Origin of the sequence: Thalassolituus hydrocarboniclasticus, from assembly GCF_025345565.1 — a bacterium.
GTDB classification, from domain to species: Bacteria; Pseudomonadota; Gammaproteobacteria; order Pseudomonadales; family Oceanobacteraceae; genus Venatoribacter; species Venatoribacter hydrocarboniclasticus.
The window spans coordinates 3,890,133-3,909,756 of sequence record NZ_CP054475.1 but is presented as its reverse complement, the minus strand read 5'-3'; the positions used below and the strand labels follow the sequence as shown (position 1 = coordinate 3,909,756).

18 protein-coding genes are annotated in these 19,624 nt (G+C 55.9%); 6 read left to right on the top strand and 12 right to left on the bottom strand.

The genetic code is table 11. The annotated features are described in order from the left end of the window. Window positions 1-6: 6 nt before the first annotated feature. The 6 genes from ggt to HUF19_RS17525 form a co-directional block, all read right to left on the bottom strand. Window positions 7-1,770 carry a gamma-glutamyltransferase gene (ggt, locus tag HUF19_RS17550; RefSeq protein ID WP_260997799.1) on the bottom strand — a complete coding sequence of 588 codons (1,764 nt, stop codon included), beginning with the start codon at window positions 1,768-1,770 and terminating at the stop codon, window positions 7-9. A gap of 72 nt (window positions 1,771-1,842) precedes the next feature. Further along, on the bottom strand, window positions 1,843-2,100 hold the full coding sequence (locus HUF19_RS17545) for a YfhL family 4Fe-4S dicluster ferredoxin (RefSeq protein ID WP_260997798.1): 258 nt from the start codon (window positions 2,098-2,100) through the stop codon (window positions 1,843-1,845). Window positions 2,101-2,123: 23 nt separating this feature from the next. Next, window positions 2,124-2,600 carry a pantetheine-phosphate adenylyltransferase gene (coaD, locus tag HUF19_RS17540; RefSeq protein WP_145467599.1) on the bottom strand — a complete coding sequence of 159 codons (477 nt, stop codon included), beginning with the start codon at window positions 2,598-2,600 and terminating at the stop codon, window positions 2,124-2,126. Between the two features lie 156 nt (window positions 2,601-2,756). Next, window positions 2,757-4,391 (bottom strand): GMC family oxidoreductase, encoded by a 1,635-nt coding sequence (locus HUF19_RS17535; RefSeq protein ID WP_260997797.1) that lies wholly within the window; start codon window positions 4,389-4,391, stop codon window positions 2,757-2,759. A 27-nt stretch (window positions 4,392-4,418) separates the two neighbouring features. After that, window positions 4,419-4,952 (bottom strand): twin-arginine translocation signal domain-containing protein, encoded by a 534-nt coding sequence (locus tag HUF19_RS17530; RefSeq protein WP_260997796.1) that lies wholly within the window; start codon window positions 4,950-4,952, stop codon window positions 4,419-4,421. An 11-nt stretch (window positions 4,953-4,963) separates the two neighbouring features. Next, the gene (locus tag HUF19_RS17525) at window positions 4,964-6,406 is read right to left on the bottom strand and encodes a coniferyl aldehyde dehydrogenase (RefSeq protein WP_260997795.1); all 1,443 of its coding nucleotides are present in this window, start codon (window positions 6,404-6,406) and stop codon (window positions 4,964-4,966) included. A gap of 210 nt (window positions 6,407-6,616) precedes the next feature. On the opposite strand from HUF19_RS17525, the gene HUF19_RS17520 reads away from it, so the two are divergent. Next, window positions 6,617-7,291 (top strand): TetR/AcrR family transcriptional regulator, encoded by a 675-nt coding sequence (locus HUF19_RS17520; RefSeq protein WP_260997794.1) that lies wholly within the window; start codon window positions 6,617-6,619, stop codon window positions 7,289-7,291. Between the two features lie 45 nt (window positions 7,292-7,336). Here the strand turns inward: HUF19_RS17520 and HUF19_RS17515 are convergent, their stop codons facing one another. The 3 genes from HUF19_RS17515 to HUF19_RS17505 all read right to left on the bottom strand — a co-directional run bounded on the left by HUF19_RS17515 (window position 7,337) and on the right by HUF19_RS17505 (window position 9,641). Then, window positions 7,337-8,143 (bottom strand): hypothetical protein, encoded by an 807-nt coding sequence (locus tag HUF19_RS17515; RefSeq protein WP_260997793.1) that lies wholly within the window; start codon window positions 8,141-8,143, stop codon window positions 7,337-7,339. Window positions 8,144-8,272: 129 nt separating this feature from the next. Next, window positions 8,273-8,836, bottom strand: coding sequence for a 16S rRNA (guanine(966)-N(2))-methyltransferase RsmD (gene rsmD, locus HUF19_RS17510; RefSeq protein ID WP_225691190.1), 564 nt, complete (start codon window positions 8,834-8,836; stop codon window positions 8,273-8,275). A gap of 7 nt (window positions 8,837-8,843) precedes the next feature. Further along, window positions 8,844-9,641, bottom strand: coding sequence for a hypothetical protein (locus tag HUF19_RS17505; protein WP_260997792.1), 798 nt, complete (start codon window positions 9,639-9,641; stop codon window positions 8,844-8,846). Between the two features lie 255 nt (window positions 9,642-9,896). Between HUF19_RS17505 and ftsY the strand changes: the two genes are divergently transcribed. From ftsY to rpoH, 4 genes are all read left to right on the top strand, one after another. After that, window positions 9,897-11,135, top strand: a complete 1,239-nt coding sequence (gene ftsY, locus HUF19_RS17500; RefSeq protein ID WP_260997791.1) for a signal recognition particle-docking protein FtsY — start codon at window positions 9,897-9,899, stop codon at window positions 11,133-11,135. A gap of 26 nt (window positions 11,136-11,161) precedes the next feature. Continuing rightward, window positions 11,162-11,848, top strand: a complete 687-nt coding sequence (ftsE, locus tag HUF19_RS17495; RefSeq protein ID WP_145468118.1) for a cell division ATP-binding protein FtsE — start codon at window positions 11,162-11,164, stop codon at window positions 11,846-11,848. Continuing rightward, window positions 11,841-12,821, top strand: coding sequence for a permease-like cell division protein FtsX (gene ftsX / locus HUF19_RS17490; RefSeq protein WP_260997790.1), 981 nt, complete (start codon window positions 11,841-11,843; stop codon window positions 12,819-12,821). The genes ftsE and ftsX overlap by 8 nt, the downstream gene beginning before the upstream one ends. A gap of 143 nt (window positions 12,822-12,964) precedes the next feature. Next, window positions 12,965-13,834, top strand: a complete 870-nt coding sequence (gene rpoH / locus HUF19_RS17485; RefSeq protein WP_145467614.1) for an RNA polymerase sigma factor RpoH — start codon at window positions 12,965-12,967, stop codon at window positions 13,832-13,834. A 144-nt stretch (window positions 13,835-13,978) separates the two neighbouring features. On the opposite strand, the gene rho is transcribed toward rpoH, so the two are convergent. Continuing rightward, complete coding sequence (rho, locus tag HUF19_RS17480) at window positions 13,979-15,247, bottom strand: transcription termination factor Rho (RefSeq protein ID WP_145467616.1); 1,269 nt, start codon at window positions 15,245-15,247, stop codon at window positions 13,979-13,981. Window positions 15,248-15,426: 179 nt separating this feature from the next. After that, the gene (gene trxA, locus HUF19_RS17475) at window positions 15,427-15,753 is read right to left on the bottom strand and encodes a thioredoxin TrxA (RefSeq protein ID WP_260975932.1); all 327 of its coding nucleotides are present in this window, start codon (window positions 15,751-15,753) and stop codon (window positions 15,427-15,429) included. 227 nt (window positions 15,754-15,980) lie between these two features. Between trxA and ppx the strand changes: the two genes are divergently transcribed. After that, the gene (ppx, locus tag HUF19_RS17470; protein ID WP_260997789.1) at window positions 15,981-17,483 is read left to right on the top strand and encodes an exopolyphosphatase; all 1,503 of its coding nucleotides are present in this window, start codon (window positions 15,981-15,983) and stop codon (window positions 17,481-17,483) included. Between the two features lie 42 nt (window positions 17,484-17,525). Here the strand turns inward: ppx and ppk1 are convergent, their stop codons facing one another. Further along, window positions 17,526-19,619, bottom strand: a complete 2,094-nt coding sequence (gene ppk1, locus HUF19_RS17465) for a polyphosphate kinase 1 (protein WP_260997788.1) — start codon at window positions 19,617-19,619, stop codon at window positions 17,526-17,528. Window positions 19,620-19,624: the final 5 nt, after the last annotated feature.

Below are 19,624 nucleotides of genomic sequence, written 5' to 3'. Positions count from 1 at the left end.
GCCTGATTATTTTCCGGCCGGGCTGACGCTGGCGCTGCCGATGCCCCGCGGATCGGAGGCCGCCGTCACCTGCTGCTTGCGCTTATCCCACAGAATCGCCTGCATATTGCCGTACTGGCGGCCAACCGCCTGCAGCCTGTGGCCCATACGGGTCAGGGCAACCTGTTGCTGATCGCTGAACGTGCCGGGTTCATGCTGAATCACGTCAGGCAGGTACTGATGGTGAAAACGCGGGCGGCTGACCCAGTCTTCCACCGCTTTACCCTGTAAGTGCTCCAGCGCACCGAGAAATACCATGCTGATAATACGGCTGCCGCCTGGGGTGCCGAGAATTGCACTCTGCTGCGGGCTGTTGATGATGGTCGGAGTCATGCTCGACAGCGGACGCTTGCCCGGAGCAATGGCATTGGCTTCATTACCGACCAGACCGTAGGCATTGGGCTCACCCGGTTTGGCGGAGAAATCATCCATCTCGTTATTCAGCAGAATACCGGTACCGGCGGCGGTAAAGGCAGAGCCAAAGGGCAGGTTAATGCTCAGCGTGGCCGAGACCATATTGCCGTCTTTATCCAATACCGACAGGTGGGTGGTGTGGAAGCCTTCATTGAGGTTTTTCGGCCCGGCCAGATCCAGACTCGGAGTGGCCTGTACCGGATCGATACTCTCTGCCCAGGCTTGTGCCCGGGCTTCGGATAACAGCTCAGATACCGGCACTTCAACAAAATCCGGGTCACCGAGGAACTCGGCACGGTCACGGTAGGCACGGCGCATCACTTCGGTCAGCAGGTGGGTCTGGTCGACAGCGTTCATGGTTTTCCAGTCGAAATGGCTGAGCATGTTCAGCATCTGCACGATGGCGATACCGCCGGAAGATGGTGGCGGCGCGCTGATGACTTCCAGTGCGCCGTAGCGTACATGCACAGGCTCGCGCTCGATCACGCGGTAACCGGCCAGATCGGCGGCAGTCCATTCGCCGCCGTTGCTGTTGACCGCCTGCAGTAAGCGCTCAGCGACCGAGCCGGTATAAAAGCCGTCAAAGCCATCGGCGGCCAGAGCGGAGAGGGTTTGCGCCAGCTCCGGCTGCTGCAGATTAAAACCGGCGGCCGGAATGTCGTTGTCATCGAGGAACAGTCGCGCACTTTCCGGAAAACGGCGGATAGCCTCAAGGCGATAGCCCATCAGGGTGCGGTAATGCTCGTCCACCGGGAAGCCGTCACGGGCCTGATGGATTGCAGCACGCAGTGTTTTCTTTAACGGCAGCTCGCCATAGTGTTCACTGATATGGGCAAATGCCGCCGCCTGACCGGGAATGCCGGCCGCGGTCGGGCCGTTAACCGCTTTGTCGCGGTTAACCGTGCCGTCGGCGTTGAGGTAGTAGTCGCGATGAGCCGCCGCCGGAGCCATCTCACGGGCATCAATAAAACGGTACTGCGCGGCTTTGGCGTCATACAGCAGCCAGAAACCACCACCGCCGATGCCGGCGCTGTAAGGCTCCACCACGCCGAGGCTGGCAGCCACGGCAATGGCGGCATCAAAGGCGTTACCGCCTTCTTCCAGCACCGCCATGCCTGCGGCGGTGGCCAGCGGATGAGCACTGGCAATCGCGGCCTGGCCGGGAGCGCTGTTGTGGCTGCTGGCTGCGCTGGTGGGCGCGTTGCTGCGTTCAGGGCTGGTGGTGTTCTGGGGTGTACTGCAGGCGCTGAGTAACAGGGCAAACAGCAGTGGAATCAGGGTCAGTGGACGCGACGCAGTATGTAACATCGGGCGCATAAAAAAGGCCTCCTTGTGGGAGGCCTTAGTGTGTGGGAGGTCAGTCTGAGGTGCAACCTGACTCCGGGCTGATCAGGCGATTTTTTTGCCGGTCAGCCGTTCGTATTTCGCTTCCAGTTCTTCCTGGGTTTCCATACGGTTTTCGTCCTGTGGAATACAATCCACCGGGCAAACTAACTGGCACTGTGGCTCGTCGTAGTGACCGACACATTCGGTGCACTTGGACGGGTCAATCTCGTAAATTTCTTCGCCGGCAGAAATAGCTTCGTTCGGACATTCCGGTTCGCATACATCACAGTTGATGCATTCGTCAGTGATAATCAGGGCCATGACTTACCTCCGTCAGGGGCGGGTTAATTCACACATTTCTTCAGGGCTTTGGCTACCTGAGGATTTACAAAATTGCTGACATCTCCGCCCAGTGAGGCGATTTCTCTGACCAGCGTAGATGAAATGTAAGAGAAGTGCTCAGCCGGAGTCAGGAACAGACTTTCCACGTTCGGCGCCAGTACACGGTTCATATTGGCGAGCTGGAATTCGTATTCAAAATCAGACACCGCACGCAGGCCGCGCAGGATGATGTTGGCGTTTTTTTCTTTCACGAAATCAGCCAGCAGGTTGCTGAAACCTACGACTTCAACGTTAGCCAGGTGGCCGAGTACGCTGCGCGCCAGATCAACGCGGGTTTCGAGATCGAGCATCGGCTTTTTCTTCGGATTGTCGGCCACGGCAAGAATGATGTGGTCAAACATACGCGCCGCCCGTTCGACCAGATCGGTATGACCGTTGGTGATCGGATCGAACGTGCCAGGGTAGACAGCAATATTCATAAACAGGCCTTCTGCGTGCGCTGGAAATGCGCCGCATAGTAAACAAAAGCTGCACGGCAAACAATAAAACGCTAATGGCCGTCGTGCACAGGAACGGATAACGCGGGGGAGTTTGCCGTGGATCAAAAGATCCACGGCGGGCTGACAGCAATGCCGTCAGGCACTGGCTTTGATGGTTTCCAGCAGTTTATTAGCCTGCTTACAGGCCATACCGTAGATCGACAGCTGCGGGTTGGCGCCGATACTGGTCGGGAAGGCCGAACCGTCAAACACATAGAGGTTATCGAGGTGATGGTACTTACCATGACTGTCGACCAGACAACGGCTCTGGTCTTCACCCATGGTCAGGCCACCCATGCAGTGGGCAGAACCGGCGGTAAAGGCATTGGAGCGGAACTCCAGCTTGCTGATACCGGCTTTGGCCTCTTCCCAGCTGCGGAACCACGGCGAATCAACGTGCGAGGCGCGTACCGCTTTGGCACCGGCAGCAAACTGAATTTCAGCCATGGTCAGCCAGGAACGCACAACGCCATCCCACAGGTAGTCGTTGATTTCGTAGTCGATAATCGGCGTGCCATCGGAAGCCAGTTCAATGCTGCCGCCTTCGCTGTCGGCGTGGAAACCATCGCGCAGCAGGGCAATCATGGCGTGCAGATTCGGCAGCTTGCTGATGTCTTCAAAGTGCTGAGCACCATGACCCAACAGCAGTACCGAGGTCAGCCCCGGCTGCAGTGGTGGCACTTCGAGTTTGTAGCCCACTTTGCCGCTGACTTCGAGCCACTGGAAGTGGTCGGAGTAAATCGACTGTGGCGCGCCATAGTAAGGATCGATCACCTGTTCGAATTCGGCAAAGCAGAAGGTGGTCGGATGGAAGAAGGTACGCTTACCGATACGCTTGTGCGGGTCCGGTGCTTTGGAACGCAGCAATAATGCCGGGCCGTTGATCGCACCGCAGGCCATTACCACATGCGGCGCTTTGGCGACGAAGCTTTTACCGCTTGGCTGATTATTACGGCCCAGTGCAGTGACTTCCACGCCCAGTACTTTGCGGCCTTCCATAATCAGGCGTTCGGCACGGGCGCTGTACACCAGCTCCGAATGGTTATCCAGCGCCGCCGGAATGGTGGTGACCAGCATCGATTGCTTGGCGTTGGTCGGACAGCCGGTACCGCAGTAACCGAGGTTCCAGCAGCCGGAAACGTTGCGTGGAATCACATGCCAGTCGATACCCAGCTGAGTGGCGCCGCGGGCCAGTACCGAGTTATTTTCGTTGGGCTGCACCTGCCACGGAGCAACGTTCAGGCGCTGTTCCATTTTTTCGAACCAGGGGTCCATCTCGGCGCGGCTGAAACCTTCCACGCCAAACTCCTGCTGCCAGTAGTCGAGGGTTGGTTCCGGGGTGCGGAAACTGGAGGTCCAGTTGATGACGGTTGTGCCGCCAACGCAGCGACCCTGCAGGATCGACATCGCGCCGTCTTTGCTCATGCGCCCGGCGCTTTCCTGATACAGGTCGCGGTAGGCTTCACGCTCGTCCATGCGGAAATCGTTGGTGCTTTTCAGTGGGCCTTCTTCCAGCATCAGCACTTTCAGTCCGGCCTTGGCCAGAATTTCGGCGGTGGTGCCGCCACCGGCGCCGGTACCGATAATGATAACGTCTGCTTCGATGACGCTGCCGTCGGTCACTTCGGTCGACTCACGTACTTTCCAGCCGTTGGCGATACCGTCAAGAATTGGGTCGGGAATACCGGCAACCACCGGGATATCGGGCTGGCGTTGATTATTATTCTGCATTGCCTTGTCTCTTTTTATTCTGTGTTATCAGGCCGGGATTTTCTTTGGTGCGCCCGGGTAGCCGCTGCTGACAAAGGTTTCTGGCTGAGAGTACCAGCACATGGTCAGAAGCTTACACAGCGAGCCATAGCCCATGCGCTTCAGCTGGATGCTGCTGGTTTTCCAGTCCTGTAAAAAGGCTTCAATTTCCTCCGCGCTGGCTTCACTCCAGCTGCCCCATTGTGCGCCCATGGCGGCACGGATCGGAGCAACCTGCATCACGTCCAGCAGCTGTACCAGCTGGCTTCTGGAATAGTCTTCGAGGGTGCCGATCAGGGTGTCCAGCGCTTTGGTCAGGCGCACCGGAGCCTCGGCGGCCAGTGTGCCGGGATAGCTTTTGTTCAGAATCACCGGCGCCAGCGCGCTGAGAAATTCAATATCGCCGGCGCGCAGCAGCTTGTAGCCTTCGGCCGCGGGCACCTTGCTGCAGCCGGTCAGACCGGCCAGTGAGGCGCCCACGGTCAGTGCCGCGGCAGAGCTGGCACTGAGTTGTAAAAATCCACGACGGGAGGTGTTGAACATAAAACGCCTCCTCAGCGGATAAACAGCTTGCGGATCAGACCCTGAATCGCGCCGCCGTACGGTGGGTAGATAAACTGCCCGCTGTTAAAGCGGCCTTTGCGGTGTACCGCTTTGGCTTTCGACAGGGCGATAAAACCTTCTTTACCGTGGTAATGACCCATACCGGACGGGCCAACACCACCAAACGGCATATCATCCTGGGCGATGTGCATCAGCGTATCGTTGATGGTGACGCCACCGGCGTGGGTGCGTTCCAGCACTTTTTTCTGCAGTGCTTTGTCGTAGCTGAACAGGTACAGCGCCAGCGGACGGTCACGGTCGTTAACGTAGTCAATGGCATCATCCAGTGAGCGGTAAGGCACCACCGGCATCACCGGGCCAAACAGCTCTTCCTGCAGCACTTTCATCTCGGCGCTGCCGTTTTCGACAATGTGCAGTGGCATCTTGCGGGTGCCGCTGAAGTCTTCGTTGGCCGGATTGACCACGGTAATTTTCGCGCCTTTTTCTTTCGCATCGGCGACCCAGGCCTGCAGGCGCTGGTGCTGACGTTCGTTCACCACCGCGGTGTAATCGCTGTTGTCGCGGATGGTCGGATACATACGGGCGAAGGTGGCCTGGTAGGTGTCGATAAATTCCTGTTCCTGACCAGCCGGCAGCAGCACGTAATCGGGTGCGATACAGGTCTGACCGGCGTTCAGGGATTTACCGAAACAGATGCGCTCAACGGCATCCTTCATGCTGGCACCCGGTGCGATAATGGCTGGTGACTTACCGCCCAGCTCCAGGGTAACCGGTGTCAGGTTTTTCGCCGCGGCGGCCATGACGATGCGGCCAACGGCGGTAGAGCCGGTGAACACCAGATGGTCCCATGGTACTTCGGCAAAGGCGGAGGACACCTCCACTTCACCTTCGATCAGGGCTACCTGATTCTCGTTGAAGACTTCCGCCAGCAGTTTTTTCAGCACCTTGTTGGTCACCGGCGTGAACTCAGACATCTTGATCATGGCGCGGTTACCGGCGGCCAGTGCGGTCATCAGCGGCAGCAGGGCCAGCTGAATCGGGTAGTTCCAGGGCACCATAATGCCGATCACGCCCAGTGGCTGGTACATCACATGGTTGTGTGACGGCGCAAACAGCATGCTGACGTGGCGCTTGGACGGTTTCATCCAGCCGCGCAGACGTTTGCAGGCGTAGTTGATGCCTTCAACGCTGGTCATGATCTCGGCGATCATGGTTTCGTCGGTTGAACGGCAGCTGAAATCCTGGTTCACCGCAGCAGCCAGTTCATCCTGATACTTCAGGATGGCAGCCTTCAGACGCTTCAGATCGGCAATGCGCTCGTCGGCGGACGGCATCGGGTTGTTACGGAACGCCTGTTGCTGTTGTTTGAACAGGCTGTGCATGCGCTCGAGCTCTTCATTGGGAGAGTGGAGACTGGTAACCGTCGCGACCATACTGGGCTCCTGCGGGATAGTTATTATTGGTTTGCTTTCGTCGGTTGGTATTATTAGAGTCATTACTCTAAAAGGTCAACACTGTAAAAGAATGATGGCGAAGATCAACCTTCTGCGCATGGCATTTGCGGCCAATCTGTGTGAGCCTGCGCCTGACAACATGACGCCCGGCGTTTTATCAGTAATACGGGCAGCGACAGCGGAAACGGCATGAGTACTAAAGAACGAATTCTCGACGCCAGCCTGCAGCTCTTTAATGAGCAGGGTGAGCGCAAGGTAACAACCAATCATATTGCCGCCCATCTGGCGATTTCGCCGGGCAATCTGTATTACCACTTCAAAAATAAGCAGGCGATTATCTTTGCCCTGTTTGAGCGCTATGAAAGCCGGGTGCTGGATATTCTGCAGGTGCCGGAAGAACGCGCGCTGCAACCACTGGATAAACTGCGTTATCTGCAGGACATCTTCAGCGGTCTGTGGGATTACCGCTTTATGCACCGCGATATGGAGCATCTGCTGCTGGCCGACGCTGAACTGCATGCCCGTTACCGCGCGTTTTTCCGCCTGTGTCTGCAACGGGTGCAGCAGATTTTCCGTGGGCTGGCCGAGGCTGGCATTATCCGCATCAGCGAAGCTGACATCGCCAGTCTGGCGCTGAATACCTGGATTGTGGTGACGTCCTGGTTTTCTTTCCTGCGCTGCAATCTGCTCAATGCTGACGTTGATGCGATTTCGCCGGAGCTGTTGCGCGGCGGTATTTATCAGGTGTTTACGCTGGAGCGGCCCTATCTGACCGACGAATACCGCGAGGCGATGAATCAGCTGCAACAGCAGTTTATTCCGCGTCCGAGCTGGCTGGAGGCCGACGAAGAAACCGTCGGTTAACGTGGTTTCCGGCCCGTTAGCGGGCCGGAAGTACGATGGCGGTAATCAGAAATTACGCAGGTAGGCGTTAACAAAATCAGACTGGTTGGCGGCGTCTTTTGCCGTCATAAAGGTCACTTCGTTGCCCTGACGGCGCAGCTTCAGAACCTCACCAAACTTGCATTGCACCGTCTGCAGTGCCGCCAGATCGGCCTTGAATTGTGGGTGATAGCCACAGATACGGGCCATTTCGCCGGCGACCTGTGAACAGTAAGCGCCGATGCTGACATCCTTCAGCAGCTCGTCATTCACGCTGGTCCAGTCAATACGGGTCTTGATGGTGCTGCCGCAGGCCTGGCTGGCTTCGCTGTCTTTTTCGCTGAGCATGGCTTCGGTGTTCTTAACGTGTTTATCACGGTTAAACTGAGCCAGCTTTTTCTGGATACCTTCGCTGTTCTGCAGGCCGTAGCGCTCAACCAGGGCTTCACGGGTAGGGTCGGTTTCGCTTTGCTCAACGGTGCCAACGTTTACCCCGTCACGGCCAGTATCTGGCAGGAATACCTGAAAGTACTCATTACCCCAGTTCATGCCTTTTAAAATCAGGGTTCTTGGCTGGCCATCGTAGGCGATGCGGTAGGCAACAGAGCTCTGGCCGCGGTTTTGTAATTCAGCCAGAAATACCACCCGGTCGACGGCGTGGTTAACTCCGGAAACCTGTACCAGTGCTTTGCTGTTGTCGTTTTTCAGCGGCAGGATAACGGCCTTCAGTGACTGTGCGCCGCCGAGGTAAATCGGGTAGTCAACGACTTCAATCGCCTGGGCGCGGAATGCGGTTAACAGGCAAAGGGTAAGAAAAGAAAGGGTCTTCAGCATGGAATGTCCTTATTGATTGCTGATTGAGCAGAATTGAGCTGCCGCTAAGTGGCAGGCGGCGCTACTCTATCATCGCCTGCCGGGGAATTCTTCAGCCCTTTTGATAACTCAATCAAAAAACAATAAAAATCAGGGCTCCGGGTCCGCCATTACTTCAAACAGGCGGAAACAGAACTCTTTGGTTTCCTTATGTTTGATTTCCTGCCAGTTAGCCGGAAACAGTGGCTGCAGGCGAACTTCATGCTCGATATACACCAGTGCTCCGGGCAGCAGGCGCAGGGCATCGATGGCCGGTTGCAGCAGGTCTTTGCCAAACGGCGGATCGAGAAACACCAGATCAAAAGGCTCCGGATTCTGTTGCAGCCACAGCAGGGCATCGCCGGCCCAGACCTGAGCGTTGCGTGCCTGCAGAATTTCCAGATTTTCGCGCAGCTGCAGGGCCGCATTGGGATGCTTCTCCAGAAAAATCACTTCCTTCGCGCCACGCGACAATGCTTCGAAGCCCAGCGCGCCGGAACCGGCAAAGGCATCCAGTGTGCGTGCGCCTTCGACATCGTACTGCAGCCAGTTAAAGACGGTCTCACGTACCCGGTCCATGGTCGGACGCAGGCCATCGACGGCAGGAAAACGCAGGCGGCGGGAGCGCCACTGACCACCAATAATACGCAGTTGCTGGGATTGGATTTTGCTCATGAGTTCTTCAGTGCTGGCTGGGTTCGCGCTGCGGCTGAGCTGCCGACAGACAGTGCAGCAATTCAGCGGGAGCGGTTTTCTGGCTCTGGCCGAGCTGGGTGTACAGCTGGCGGTAGAGGTCTTCCGGCAGGCGATAGTAGGCAAGATCGGCCTGAATGTCGATCTGATCACGATCATCCTGCCAGCGTTGGCGCAGCGAACGGCTCTGTTCCGTGCGCCAGTTATCCCAGTCACTGCGCTGCGGCAGTGGTGGCATATATGAAGGCGATGTGCTGGCCAGTGTGCCGGGCAAGGCTGCCAGAACCTGCCACTCCAGTCCGAGTTTCTGTCCCAGCCACAGTGCACCAGCCAGGTGCTCCTGAATACAGACCGGCAGCCGCCCGCTGAGAGGTTGCAGCGGCTGCAGATTCAGGCTGCGGATGGCGTAAGCGGCCATGGTTTTCTGACTGAGTTCATCCCATGGCCCGGCAATCAGCAGCAGCGCCGGGCCTCCTGTCAGGTTGCCGGGCAGTTGCTGTTTCAGGCTTTCGGCCCAGTCTGTGGCGGGCAGCTTCAGTGTGTACACAGCGCTGGTGGTGCGCAGTGCCAGATAGCCACCATTCACATCGCCGGCACTGCGCAGATAAACACCGACACCTTCCAGACTCTGCCAGAACTGCCAGCCAGTAGCGGCCAGCGGCGGTTGCTGCAGCACCGGTAATGGCTGTTGTTCTTCATCTTTCAGGCCGAGATTAATCCAGCTGATCAGCAGCAGACAGATGATAATCAGAGCGCTCAGAGTGGTACGGCTGAAGCCATGCAGCATAGGGTGATTATCCCGGTTTGATGGAGGTTGCCGGTTTCAGGCGCAAACATGCCCTGAATGCGGGGTGAAATTTATCCGCTGCCGATTACATACGGCGGAATGATGGTAGGATAGCGCCCTGACGCCGGGTGCGGAAATAACGTGATGGGCTTTGGCCTGATTGCACTGTTTCGCTAAACCTCACAGCTTCGCAGCATTCTGCAACGCCGGCGCCTGACGAACATCCATTATTGTCCCTGATGTCTGAGTACCCCGATGTTTGATTTTTTTAAGCGCAAAAAGAATACCCCGGAAGCTGCCAAAGAAACCCCGGCGGAATCTGAATCCCCAGAACAATCTGCTGAACCGTCTCCTGAACAGGTGCAGGCTGACGGTTCGGAAGCCGTAACCGCAGCACCAGCCGCCGAAGTGGTGGTGCCGGAGGCTGCAGAAAGCCCTGTTGCTGAAGATGAAGCAGTTGCTGAAGACGAACCAGTTGAAGCTCCGGTTGCTGAAGTTCCGGCTCCGGCCCAGCCGCAGACTCAGGATAAACCGCTGGATAATCAGGGCACGAAAAAGCCGGGCTTTTTCAGCCGTATCCGTCAGGGCCTGAGCAAAACCCGCAGCGGCCTGAGCGATGGCCTGGCCAATCTGTTGCTGGGCAAAAAAGAAATCGACGATGACCTGCTGGAAGAACTGGAAACCCAGCTGATCATGGCCGACGTGGGTGTCGAAGCCACGCAGGACATCATGAGTCGCCTGACCGCCCGCGTCAGCCGCAAGGAACTGAGTGATTCCGATGCCCTCTATAACGCCTTAATTGGCGAGCTGCAGGATACCCTGGGGAGTGTGCAGGCCCCGCTGGTGATCGACAGCAGCAAAAAGCCTTATGTGATTCTGATGGTTGGTATTAACGGTGTGGGGAAAACCACCACCATCGGTAAGCTGGCCAAGCAATTCCAGAGCGATGGCAAAAACGTCATGCTGGCGGCCGGTGATACCTTCCGTGCCGCAGCGGTTGAACAACTGCAGGTCTGGGGTGAACGCAACAATGTACCGGTGATTGCCCAGCACACCGGCGCCGATTCAGCTTCGGTTCTGTACGATGCACTGGAAGCGGCCAAAGCGCGCAAGGTCGATGTTCTGATTGCCGATACCGCCGGTCGTCTGCACACCAAAGACAACCTGATGCAGGAACTGGAAAAAGTCGTGCGGGTGATGAAAAAACTCGACGACAGCGCACCGCACGAAGTGATGCTGGTGCTGGATGCGGGAACCGGCCAGAACGCCATTAACCAGGCGCGTCAGTTCCAGCAGGCGGTCGGCGTGACCGGCCTGACCCTGACCAAGCTCGATGGCACTGCCAAGGGCGGTATTATTTTCGCGCTGGCCCGCCACTTTGGCCTGCCGGTACGTTATATCGGTGTGGGCGAGGGCATCGACGACCTGCGTCCTTTTAATGCTGAAGAATTTACCCGTGCACTGTTCCAGCGCGAGCAAAAAGAAACCGACTGACATAAAAACAGGAGCCGGATATGACCATGGTGCAGTTTGACCGGGTCGGTAAACGTTACCCCGGAGGCAAAGAAGCCCTCAGTGGCATCAGCTTTGAGCTGGCCCGTGGCGAATTTGCCTTTCTTACCGGGCACAGCGGTGCCGGCAAAAGTACGTTGCTGAAGCTGATGATGCTGATGGAGCGTCCTTCCCGTGGTCAGGTGTTTGTCGATGGTCAGAACCTCGGGCGCCTGCGCGCCGGGCAGATCCCTTACCTGCGCCGCAAAGTCGGTGTGGTGTTCCAGAATCACCAACTGCTGTTTGACCGCAGCGTCTTTGATAACGTCGCCCTCCCTCTGCAGATTGCCGGTTATACCCCGGCCGAAGCCGGACGCCGTGTGCGTGCGGCCCTCGACTCGGTTGGCCTGCTGGGCATGGAAAAACGTAACCCGATTGAATTGTCCGGTGGTGAGCAACAGCGCGTTGGTATTGCCCGTGCGGTGGTGAACAAGCCGGCACTGCTGTTGGCGGATGAGCCAACCGGTAACCTCGACCCTGAATTGTCGGCCGAGATTATGAATCTGTTTCTGCGCTTCCAGCAGGTGGGTGTTACCGTGCTGATTGCCAGCCACGATATTGCCCTGATTGAACGCATGGGGCACCGCCGCCTGATCCTCGATCATGGTCATCTGCACGAAGGTCAGATCGCCGGTGCCGGAGGTATTTATGGCTGAGCCGAAGCATACGGTTAAAACTCAGGCCGGAGCGTCGTTACAGGAAATTGGCGTACGCAAACGGCTGAATGCCTGGGCGGCTAACCATCAGCTGGTGGCGGTGGAAACCCTGATGCGCCTGCTGAGCAAACCGCTGGGCAGCCTGCTGACCTGGATGGTGATTGCCATTGCCCTGACCTTACCGGGCGCGCTGTGGATGGCGCTGGATAATATGGAGCAGCTCAGCGGCCGCTTTCAGGCATCGGGGCGGATTACGCTGTATCTGACACCAAAGGCGACCGAGCAGCAGGGCCAGCAGCTGAGTGACCGTATTGCCGCCCTCGACAGCGTGGCCAATACCGAATTTATCGATGCCGATACCGCACTGGATGATTTCCGCGATAACAGTGGCCTGCAGGCGGCACTGGATTTTCTGCCGGATAACCCGCTGCCAGCGGTGATTCTGGTCGAGCCGCCGCTGGGCATTGAACAGGCCGCGTTGTTACGCCTGATTGAGCAACTTAAATCCTACCAGCTGGTCGATAGTGTGCAGCTGGATATGGCCTGGGTGGAACGTCTGCAGGCGATGCTGGCACTGGCCGAGCGTTTAATCGGCGTGCTGGGTGTGTTGCTGGCGCTGGCGATTCTGCTGGTGGTGGGTAATACCATCCGCCTGGCGATTGCCGCACGGGTGGACGAAATCCGTGTGGTGAAGCTGGTCGGTGGTACCAATGCTTACGTGCGCCGCCCGTTCCTGTATACCGGGTTATGGTATGGCATGGTGGGAGGCCTGCTGGCCTGGTTGTTGCTGATTCTGTGCTGGGCGTTGCTGAACGGCCCGGTGGCGGATCTGGCCGAGCTTTATGGTTCTGGCTTTGAACTGAAACCACTGTCGGCCGGAGCGGCGATGATACTGCTGCTGGCGGCAATGTTGCTGGGCTGGCTAGGCGCCTGGTGGTCGGTCAGCCGGCATTTGGATCATATAGAACCCTGATCCTGTAAAAACCGAATGTATTGTTCCGTAAAGGAACTTAATGGCGTATTGGCTGTCCGAGTTTGCAAGTGCTAAACTCATCGCCAACATACTTCGCAGAGGCTGCAAAACGCACCTCACAGAGGCATAAAGAGGAAGGTTCAATGAACAAAGGTATGCAAGCCGTTAACGCTTTGTCCCCTGGTGCAAACCTGGAGTCGTACATTGCCACGGTTAATGCGATTCCTGTGCTCACCCCGGAAGAAGAGAAGCATCTGGCGGAACAACTTCATTATCACGCCGATCTCGAAGCCGCACGCCGTCTGGTTATGGCGCACATGCGTTTTGTTGTCCATATCGCCCGCAGCTACTCCGGCTATGGTTTGAATCAGGCTGACCTGATTCAGGAAGGTAACGTTGGCCTGATGAAGGCAGTTAAGCGTTTTAACCCGGAAGTGGGTGTGCGTCTGGTGTCCTTCGCTGTGCACTGGATCAAGGCCGAAATTCACGAATTTATTCTGCGCAACTGGCGCATCGTTAAAGTGGCCACCACCAAGGCCCAGCGTAAGCTGTTCTTTAACCTGCGCAGCCAGAAGAAGCGTCTGGGCTGGCTGAGCCAGGCAGAAGCCAAATCCATTGCCGAAGATCTCGGTGTGGAAACCAAAACCGTATTTGAGATGGAAGGCCGTCTGAATGCTTACGACGCGGCGTTTGATGCCGGTGTCGATGACGATGACGAAACCGCCTATCAGGCTCCGGCTCATTATCTGGAAGATCACAGTGCCGACCCGGCGCTGATGGTTGAGTCGGATAACTTCGAGCAGGATTCCAACGACCGTCTGCATATGGCGCTGGATCAGCTGGATGAGCGCAGCCGTGCGATTCTGCAGCAGCGCTGGCTGAGTGAAGAAAAAGCCACTCTGCACGATCTGGCGGCGGTTTATCAGGTATCTGCTGAGCGTATCCGTCAGCTGGAAAAGAACGCGATGAAGAAACTGAAAGAAGCCATGGGCGGGGCATTACTGCCAGCCTGATGCCGATGCGGTTTTCTGCTTAAACCGCCTCTCTTATAAAACCGCCTGCGGGCGGTTTTTTTATGCGTGCTGTTTGTATGTTTGCGTTTCCTGCAGACACAAAAAAGCCTCCGCAAGGGAGGCTTTCTGCTAACGTGGTCAGGCTTATTTGCCTGAGCCACCGCGCATGGAGTCGAAGAAGTCGTCATTGGTTTTGGTCTGGCGCAGCTTATCGAGCAGGAACTCGATGGCCTGAACATCTTCCATCTCGGTCAGCAGGCGACGCAGAATCCACAGACGCTGCAGCGACATTTCATCAAACATCATATCTTCACGGCGGGTGCCGGAACGACGGATGTTGATGGCCGGGTAGATACGCTTCTCGGCCACTTTACGGTCGAGGTGCAGTTCCTGGTTACCGGTACCTTTAAATTCTTCGTAGATCACTTCGTCCATCTTCGAACCGGTATCAACCAGCGTGGTGGCGATAATGGTCAGCGAGCCGCCTTCTTCAACATTACGGGCAGCACCAAAGAAGCGCTTTGGTTTTTCCAGCGCGTTGGCATCCACACCACCGGTCAGTACCTTGCCTGAGCTTGGCACAACGGTGTTGTAAGCACGGGCCAGACGGGTAATGGAGTCGAGCAGAATCACCACGTCGCGTTTGTGTTCAACCAGACGCTTGGCTTTTTCGATTACCATTTCGGCAACCTGAACGTGACGTGCCGGTGGCTCATCGAACGTCGAGGCAACCACTTCACCGCGTACCGAACGTTTCATCTCGGTTACTTCTTCCGGACGTTCGTCGATCAGCAGAACGATCAGGTCGCACTCAGGATTATTGCGGGTAATTGACTGTGCAATGGTCTGCAGCAGCATGGTTTTACCGGCTTTTGGCGGTGCCACGATCAGACCACGCTGGCCTTTACCGATTGGCGCCACCAGGTCGAGTACACGGGAGGATAAATCTTCGGTAGAGCCGTTACCCTGTTCGAGGACAAAACGCTCTTGTGGGAACAGTGGGGTAAGGTTTTCGAACAGGACTTTGGATTTGGTGTTTTCCGGCTTATCGCCGTTAATCTGGTTAACCTTCAGTAACGCGAAGTAGCGTTCGCCTTCTTTAGGTGGGCGGATTTTACCGGCAACCTCATCACCTTTACGCAGGTTAAAACGACGGATCTGACTCGGTGACACATAGATATCGTCGGGGCCTGCAAGGTAGGAGCTGTTGGCACTGCGCAGGAAGCCAAAACCATCCTGAAGAATTTCCAGTACGCCATCACCGTAGATGTCTTCACCGCTTTTCGCGTGGTGTTTCAGGATGGCAAAGATAATGTCCTGTTTGCGGGTGCGGCTGACGTTCTCAAGATTCATCTCCTTGGCTATTTCCAGGAGCTGAGGAACGGACTTCAGTTTCAGATCAGAAAGATTCATAAAGGGCTGGTGTTTATTGCAGTTATTGAAGGATTTTTGATGATTCATCAAGAGAGGAATGCGTGGGGGAACCCCGAACATCAACAGACTATAGACACATTGTTTTTGGGTGTCTACAGAAAAAGGCGCCTGTGGCGCCTTTTTATAAACAAGCTGCTACCAAGGTAGGCAATGGCTTATCAGAGAGCCTGCTCGATGAAAGCAGCCAGTTCAGATTTGCTCATCGCACCGATTTTGGTGGCTTCAGCCTGACCATTTTTGAACAGGATCAGGGTAGGGATAGAGCGGATACCGAACTTAGGCGCAGTGGCTTCGTTCTGGTCGATGTTCAGTTTGGCGATTTTCAGTTTGCCTGCATATTCTTCGGCAATCTCTTCCAGCACCGGTGCAATCATCTTGCACGGACCACACCATTCAGCCCAGAAATCAACCAGTACAGGTACGTCAGAGCCCAGTACATCGGCATCGAAGGAGTCGTCGGTTACGGTCAGGATGTTGTCGCTCATGTGTTTCCCCTGTGGAATTTAAGTTTCGCAGTCCCGCATTGTACGCCGGCTTTGTCTGGAATCAATTACCGATTCTCTGCTGGACGTAGGATGTTGCTGGCTGCATATTCAGTCTTATTCTCTAAATGGGGTCGGCAGGCACGCTTTTAAAGCCCGCTTGCGGCCGGGCAGAAACCCGTATCCGCTATCTCCGTGGTGCAGGGTTTCCAGTATTCAGGAAAGTAGTTATGACAGATAGCACTGGCGCGATAAACGATCTGATCGCAGCGGTGGACCTGGGTTCCAACAGTTTTCATATGGTGATTGCGCAGGAGTTTCAGGGCGAAATACGTACCCTTGAACGTCGTGGTCAGAAGGTTCAGCTGGCTGCCGGTCTGGACGAGCGCAGCATTCTGTCGGAAGAAGCGCAACAGCGCGGACTTGAGTGCCTGCGCGAGTTTGCGCAGTTTATGCAGGGTATGGAACCTAAGCGTGTCAGTGTGCTGGCCACCAATGCTTTGCGTGCTGCACGTAACCGCCAGCAGTTTATTGAGCGCGCGGAAGAGATTCTGGGTTACCCGATTGAAGTCATTGCCGGGCGGGAAGAAGCGCGTCTTATTTATCTCGGTGTGGCGCACACGCTGGCTGACGATGCCGGTCGCCGTCTGGTGGTGGATATCGGCGGCGGCAGCACCGAATTTATTATCGGCGAACGCTTTGAACCCAGGGCGCTGGAAAGCCTGCACATGGGCTGCGTTTCCTATACGAAACAGTTTTTCCCGGATGGCGTGATAACCGAAGCGCGTTTTGATGACGCCGTTGATGCGGCGCGTCAGGAACTGCTGAATATCGAAACCCATTACAAACAGCTGGGCTGGCACAGCGCGGTGGGTTCCTCCGGTACGATTCGTGCGGCGGAACAGGCACTGGTGGAAAACGGCTGGGAAGCGGAAGGCATCACCCCTGCCGGGCTGAAAAAACTGCGCAAACAGATGCTGCAATACGCCACTACCGATGATGTCAGTCTGCCGGGGGTGAAGCCGGAGCGGCGTCAGGTATTTATCGGCGGACTGGCGATTCTGCAGGCGGTGTTCGATACCTTCGGCCTGGAACGCATGATTTATTCCGATGGTGCGCTGCGCGAAGGTGCATTGTGGGATCTGGTCGGCCGTTCTGCCCATGAGAATGTCCGCGAACGTACGGTGCAGGCCATGGCCGAGCGCTTTTATGTCGATACCGCGCAGGCGCAGCGGGTGAAAGAAATGGCGCGTGCGCTGTTTGCTCAGGTGCATAAAGAGTGGCAGCTGGATAACGGCTGGGGCTACTGGCTCGACTGGGCGTCACAGTTACATGAAATCGGTCTGAGCATTGCCCACAGCGGCTTCCATAAACACGGTGCTTACTTAGTGCAGCATGCGGATTTATTAGGATTCACCCGTCAGGGGCAGGCTAAACTGGCGGCCATGGTGCGCAGCCACCGGCGTAAATTCCTGCCTGAGTGTTTCTCCGAAATTGCTCCGGCCAGCCGCACGGCGATGATTCAGATTACGCGCTTATTGCGTCTGGCGGTGGTGCTCAATCACAGCCGTGGCGCGCATCCGGTTCCCTGTCCGCTGTTGCGCAGTGATGGCGAGCGTCTGCAGTTAATACTGCCGGAAGGCTGGCTGGCAGAGCATCCGCTGACCGCCCGCGATCTGGCGGCGGAAGTCAGTCAGCAGAAGAGTGCGGGCTTCAGCCTCGAAATTCTCTGAGGCTGAATCTGAGGGGGCAGAGCAGGGCGCAGGTAGCGGGATTCAGGATGAACTCGCTGCCAGTGTCTCCAGCAGAATGCCCTGCGCTTTAACCATCTCTTCGCCTTTTGCCGGTTGTGCTCTGATATAGCTGCCGTCGGGCTGTAAATCCCAGGCCTGACAGTTATCGAGCATGTACACTTCCAGCTCGCTTTTCATCCGTTCTTTCAGTTTGCTGGTTTCAACCGGGAAAGCGGTTTCGACCCGGCGTAATAAATTACGCTCCATCAGGTCGGCGCTGGCGGCGTAGATTTCATCTTTGCCATTATTCAGAAAATAATACACGCGCGAATGTTCAAGAAAGCGGCCGATAATGGAACGCACACGGATATTTTCCGATACCCCTTCCACGCCCGGACGCAAACAGCACATACCACGGATAATCAGCTCTACTTTCACACCGGCCTGCGAGGCTTTATACAGTGCGCGGATTAATTTCGGTTCGGTCAGGCCGTTGGCCTTCATGCGGATTAACGCTGGCTTTCCGGCTTCAGCATGAGAGCGTTCGCGGTCGATCAGTTCAATCAGTTTTTTGTGCAGGGTAAAAGGCGCATGGAATAATTTTTTAATACGCAGTGCTTCGCCCATACCAGTCAGTTGCTGGAAAACTTTATGCACATCTTCGCCGATGGAATCATCGCCGGTAAGAAAGCTGTAGTCGGTATAAGCACGGGCATTACCGGCGTGATAGTTACCGGTACCCAAATGCACATAGCGTTTAAACTTATCGCCTTCTTTACGCACAATCAGCATCATCTTGGCGTGGGTTTTATATCCCACTACACCGTACACCACGACCGCGCCGGCTTCCTGTAAGCGGTTGGCAAGGTAGAGATTTTCTTCTTCGTCGAAGCGCGCACGCAGCTCAATGACCACGGTCACTTCTTTACCACTGCGTGCGGCATCGACCAGTGCGTTGACGATTTCAGATTTGGCGCCGGTCCGGTACAGCGTCTGCTTAATTGCGCGCACGTTCGGATCTTTGGCCGCTTCACGCAGCATATCGACCACCGGCGTGAAGGATTCAAACGGGTGCAGCAACAGCGTGTCTTTATCGCGGATGCTTTCGAAAATACTTTTCTTGAAATTAATATTTTTCGGCAGGCCCGGAGTAAAGGTTGTGTATTGCAGATCGGGGCGTGAAATCTGGCCGATGACCTCAATCAGGCGACCAAGGTTTACCGGGCCGTTAACACGGTACAGGTCGGTGTTATCGAGATTAAATTGCTTGAGCAGGAAATGCGCCAGCTCTTCCGGGCAGTTATCTGCTACTTCCAGACGCATTTCTTCGCCAAAATTACGCGAGTGCAGTTCATCTTCCAGAGCCGTTGCCAGGTCGGCGGTATCGTCATGGTCGATCTCAAGGTCAGCGTTACGGGTTACGCGGAACTGATAGCAACCTTTTACCGTCATGCCGGGGAATAATTCGTCGGCGTATTCGTGAATCATCGACGACAGGAAAATAAAATTATCACCGCCTTTGGTCAGATTATCCGGCACGCGGATAATTCGTGGCAAAGAACGCGGCGCAGGAATAATGGCCAGACCGGTTTCACGGCCAAAAGCGTCCTTACCTTCGAGGGCAACAATAAAGTTCAGGCTTTTATTAACCAGTCGCGGGAAAGGGTGTGACGGATCGAGACCAATCGGACTGATTAATGGCTGAATACTTTCTTCAAAATAAGCCCGCACCCAGCTGCGCTGATCTTCGCTCCAGTCAGCACGGCGCAGGAAATGAATATTTTCCTGTTCCAGTGCCGGCAGCAGCGTATCGTTCAGAATCGCGTACTGGCGTTCAACGGTAGCGCTGCACAGTGCATGAATGCTGCTTAATACCTGCTGCGGATGCATACCATCAGCACCGGTCTGCTCGCGCGCGAAGGTCAACTGCTGGGTCAGGTTGGCGACGCGGACCTCGTAAAATTCATCGAGGTTTTTGCTGAAAATACACAGAAAAAACAGCCGGTCGAGCAGTGGATGGTTTTCATCCAGCGCCTGTTCGAGTACACGGATATTAAACTGCAAATGGCTTAATTCGCGGTTTATGTAATATTCGCTGCTGCTTAAATCGATGGCTTTTCCTGCTGCGTCACTCATGTTCA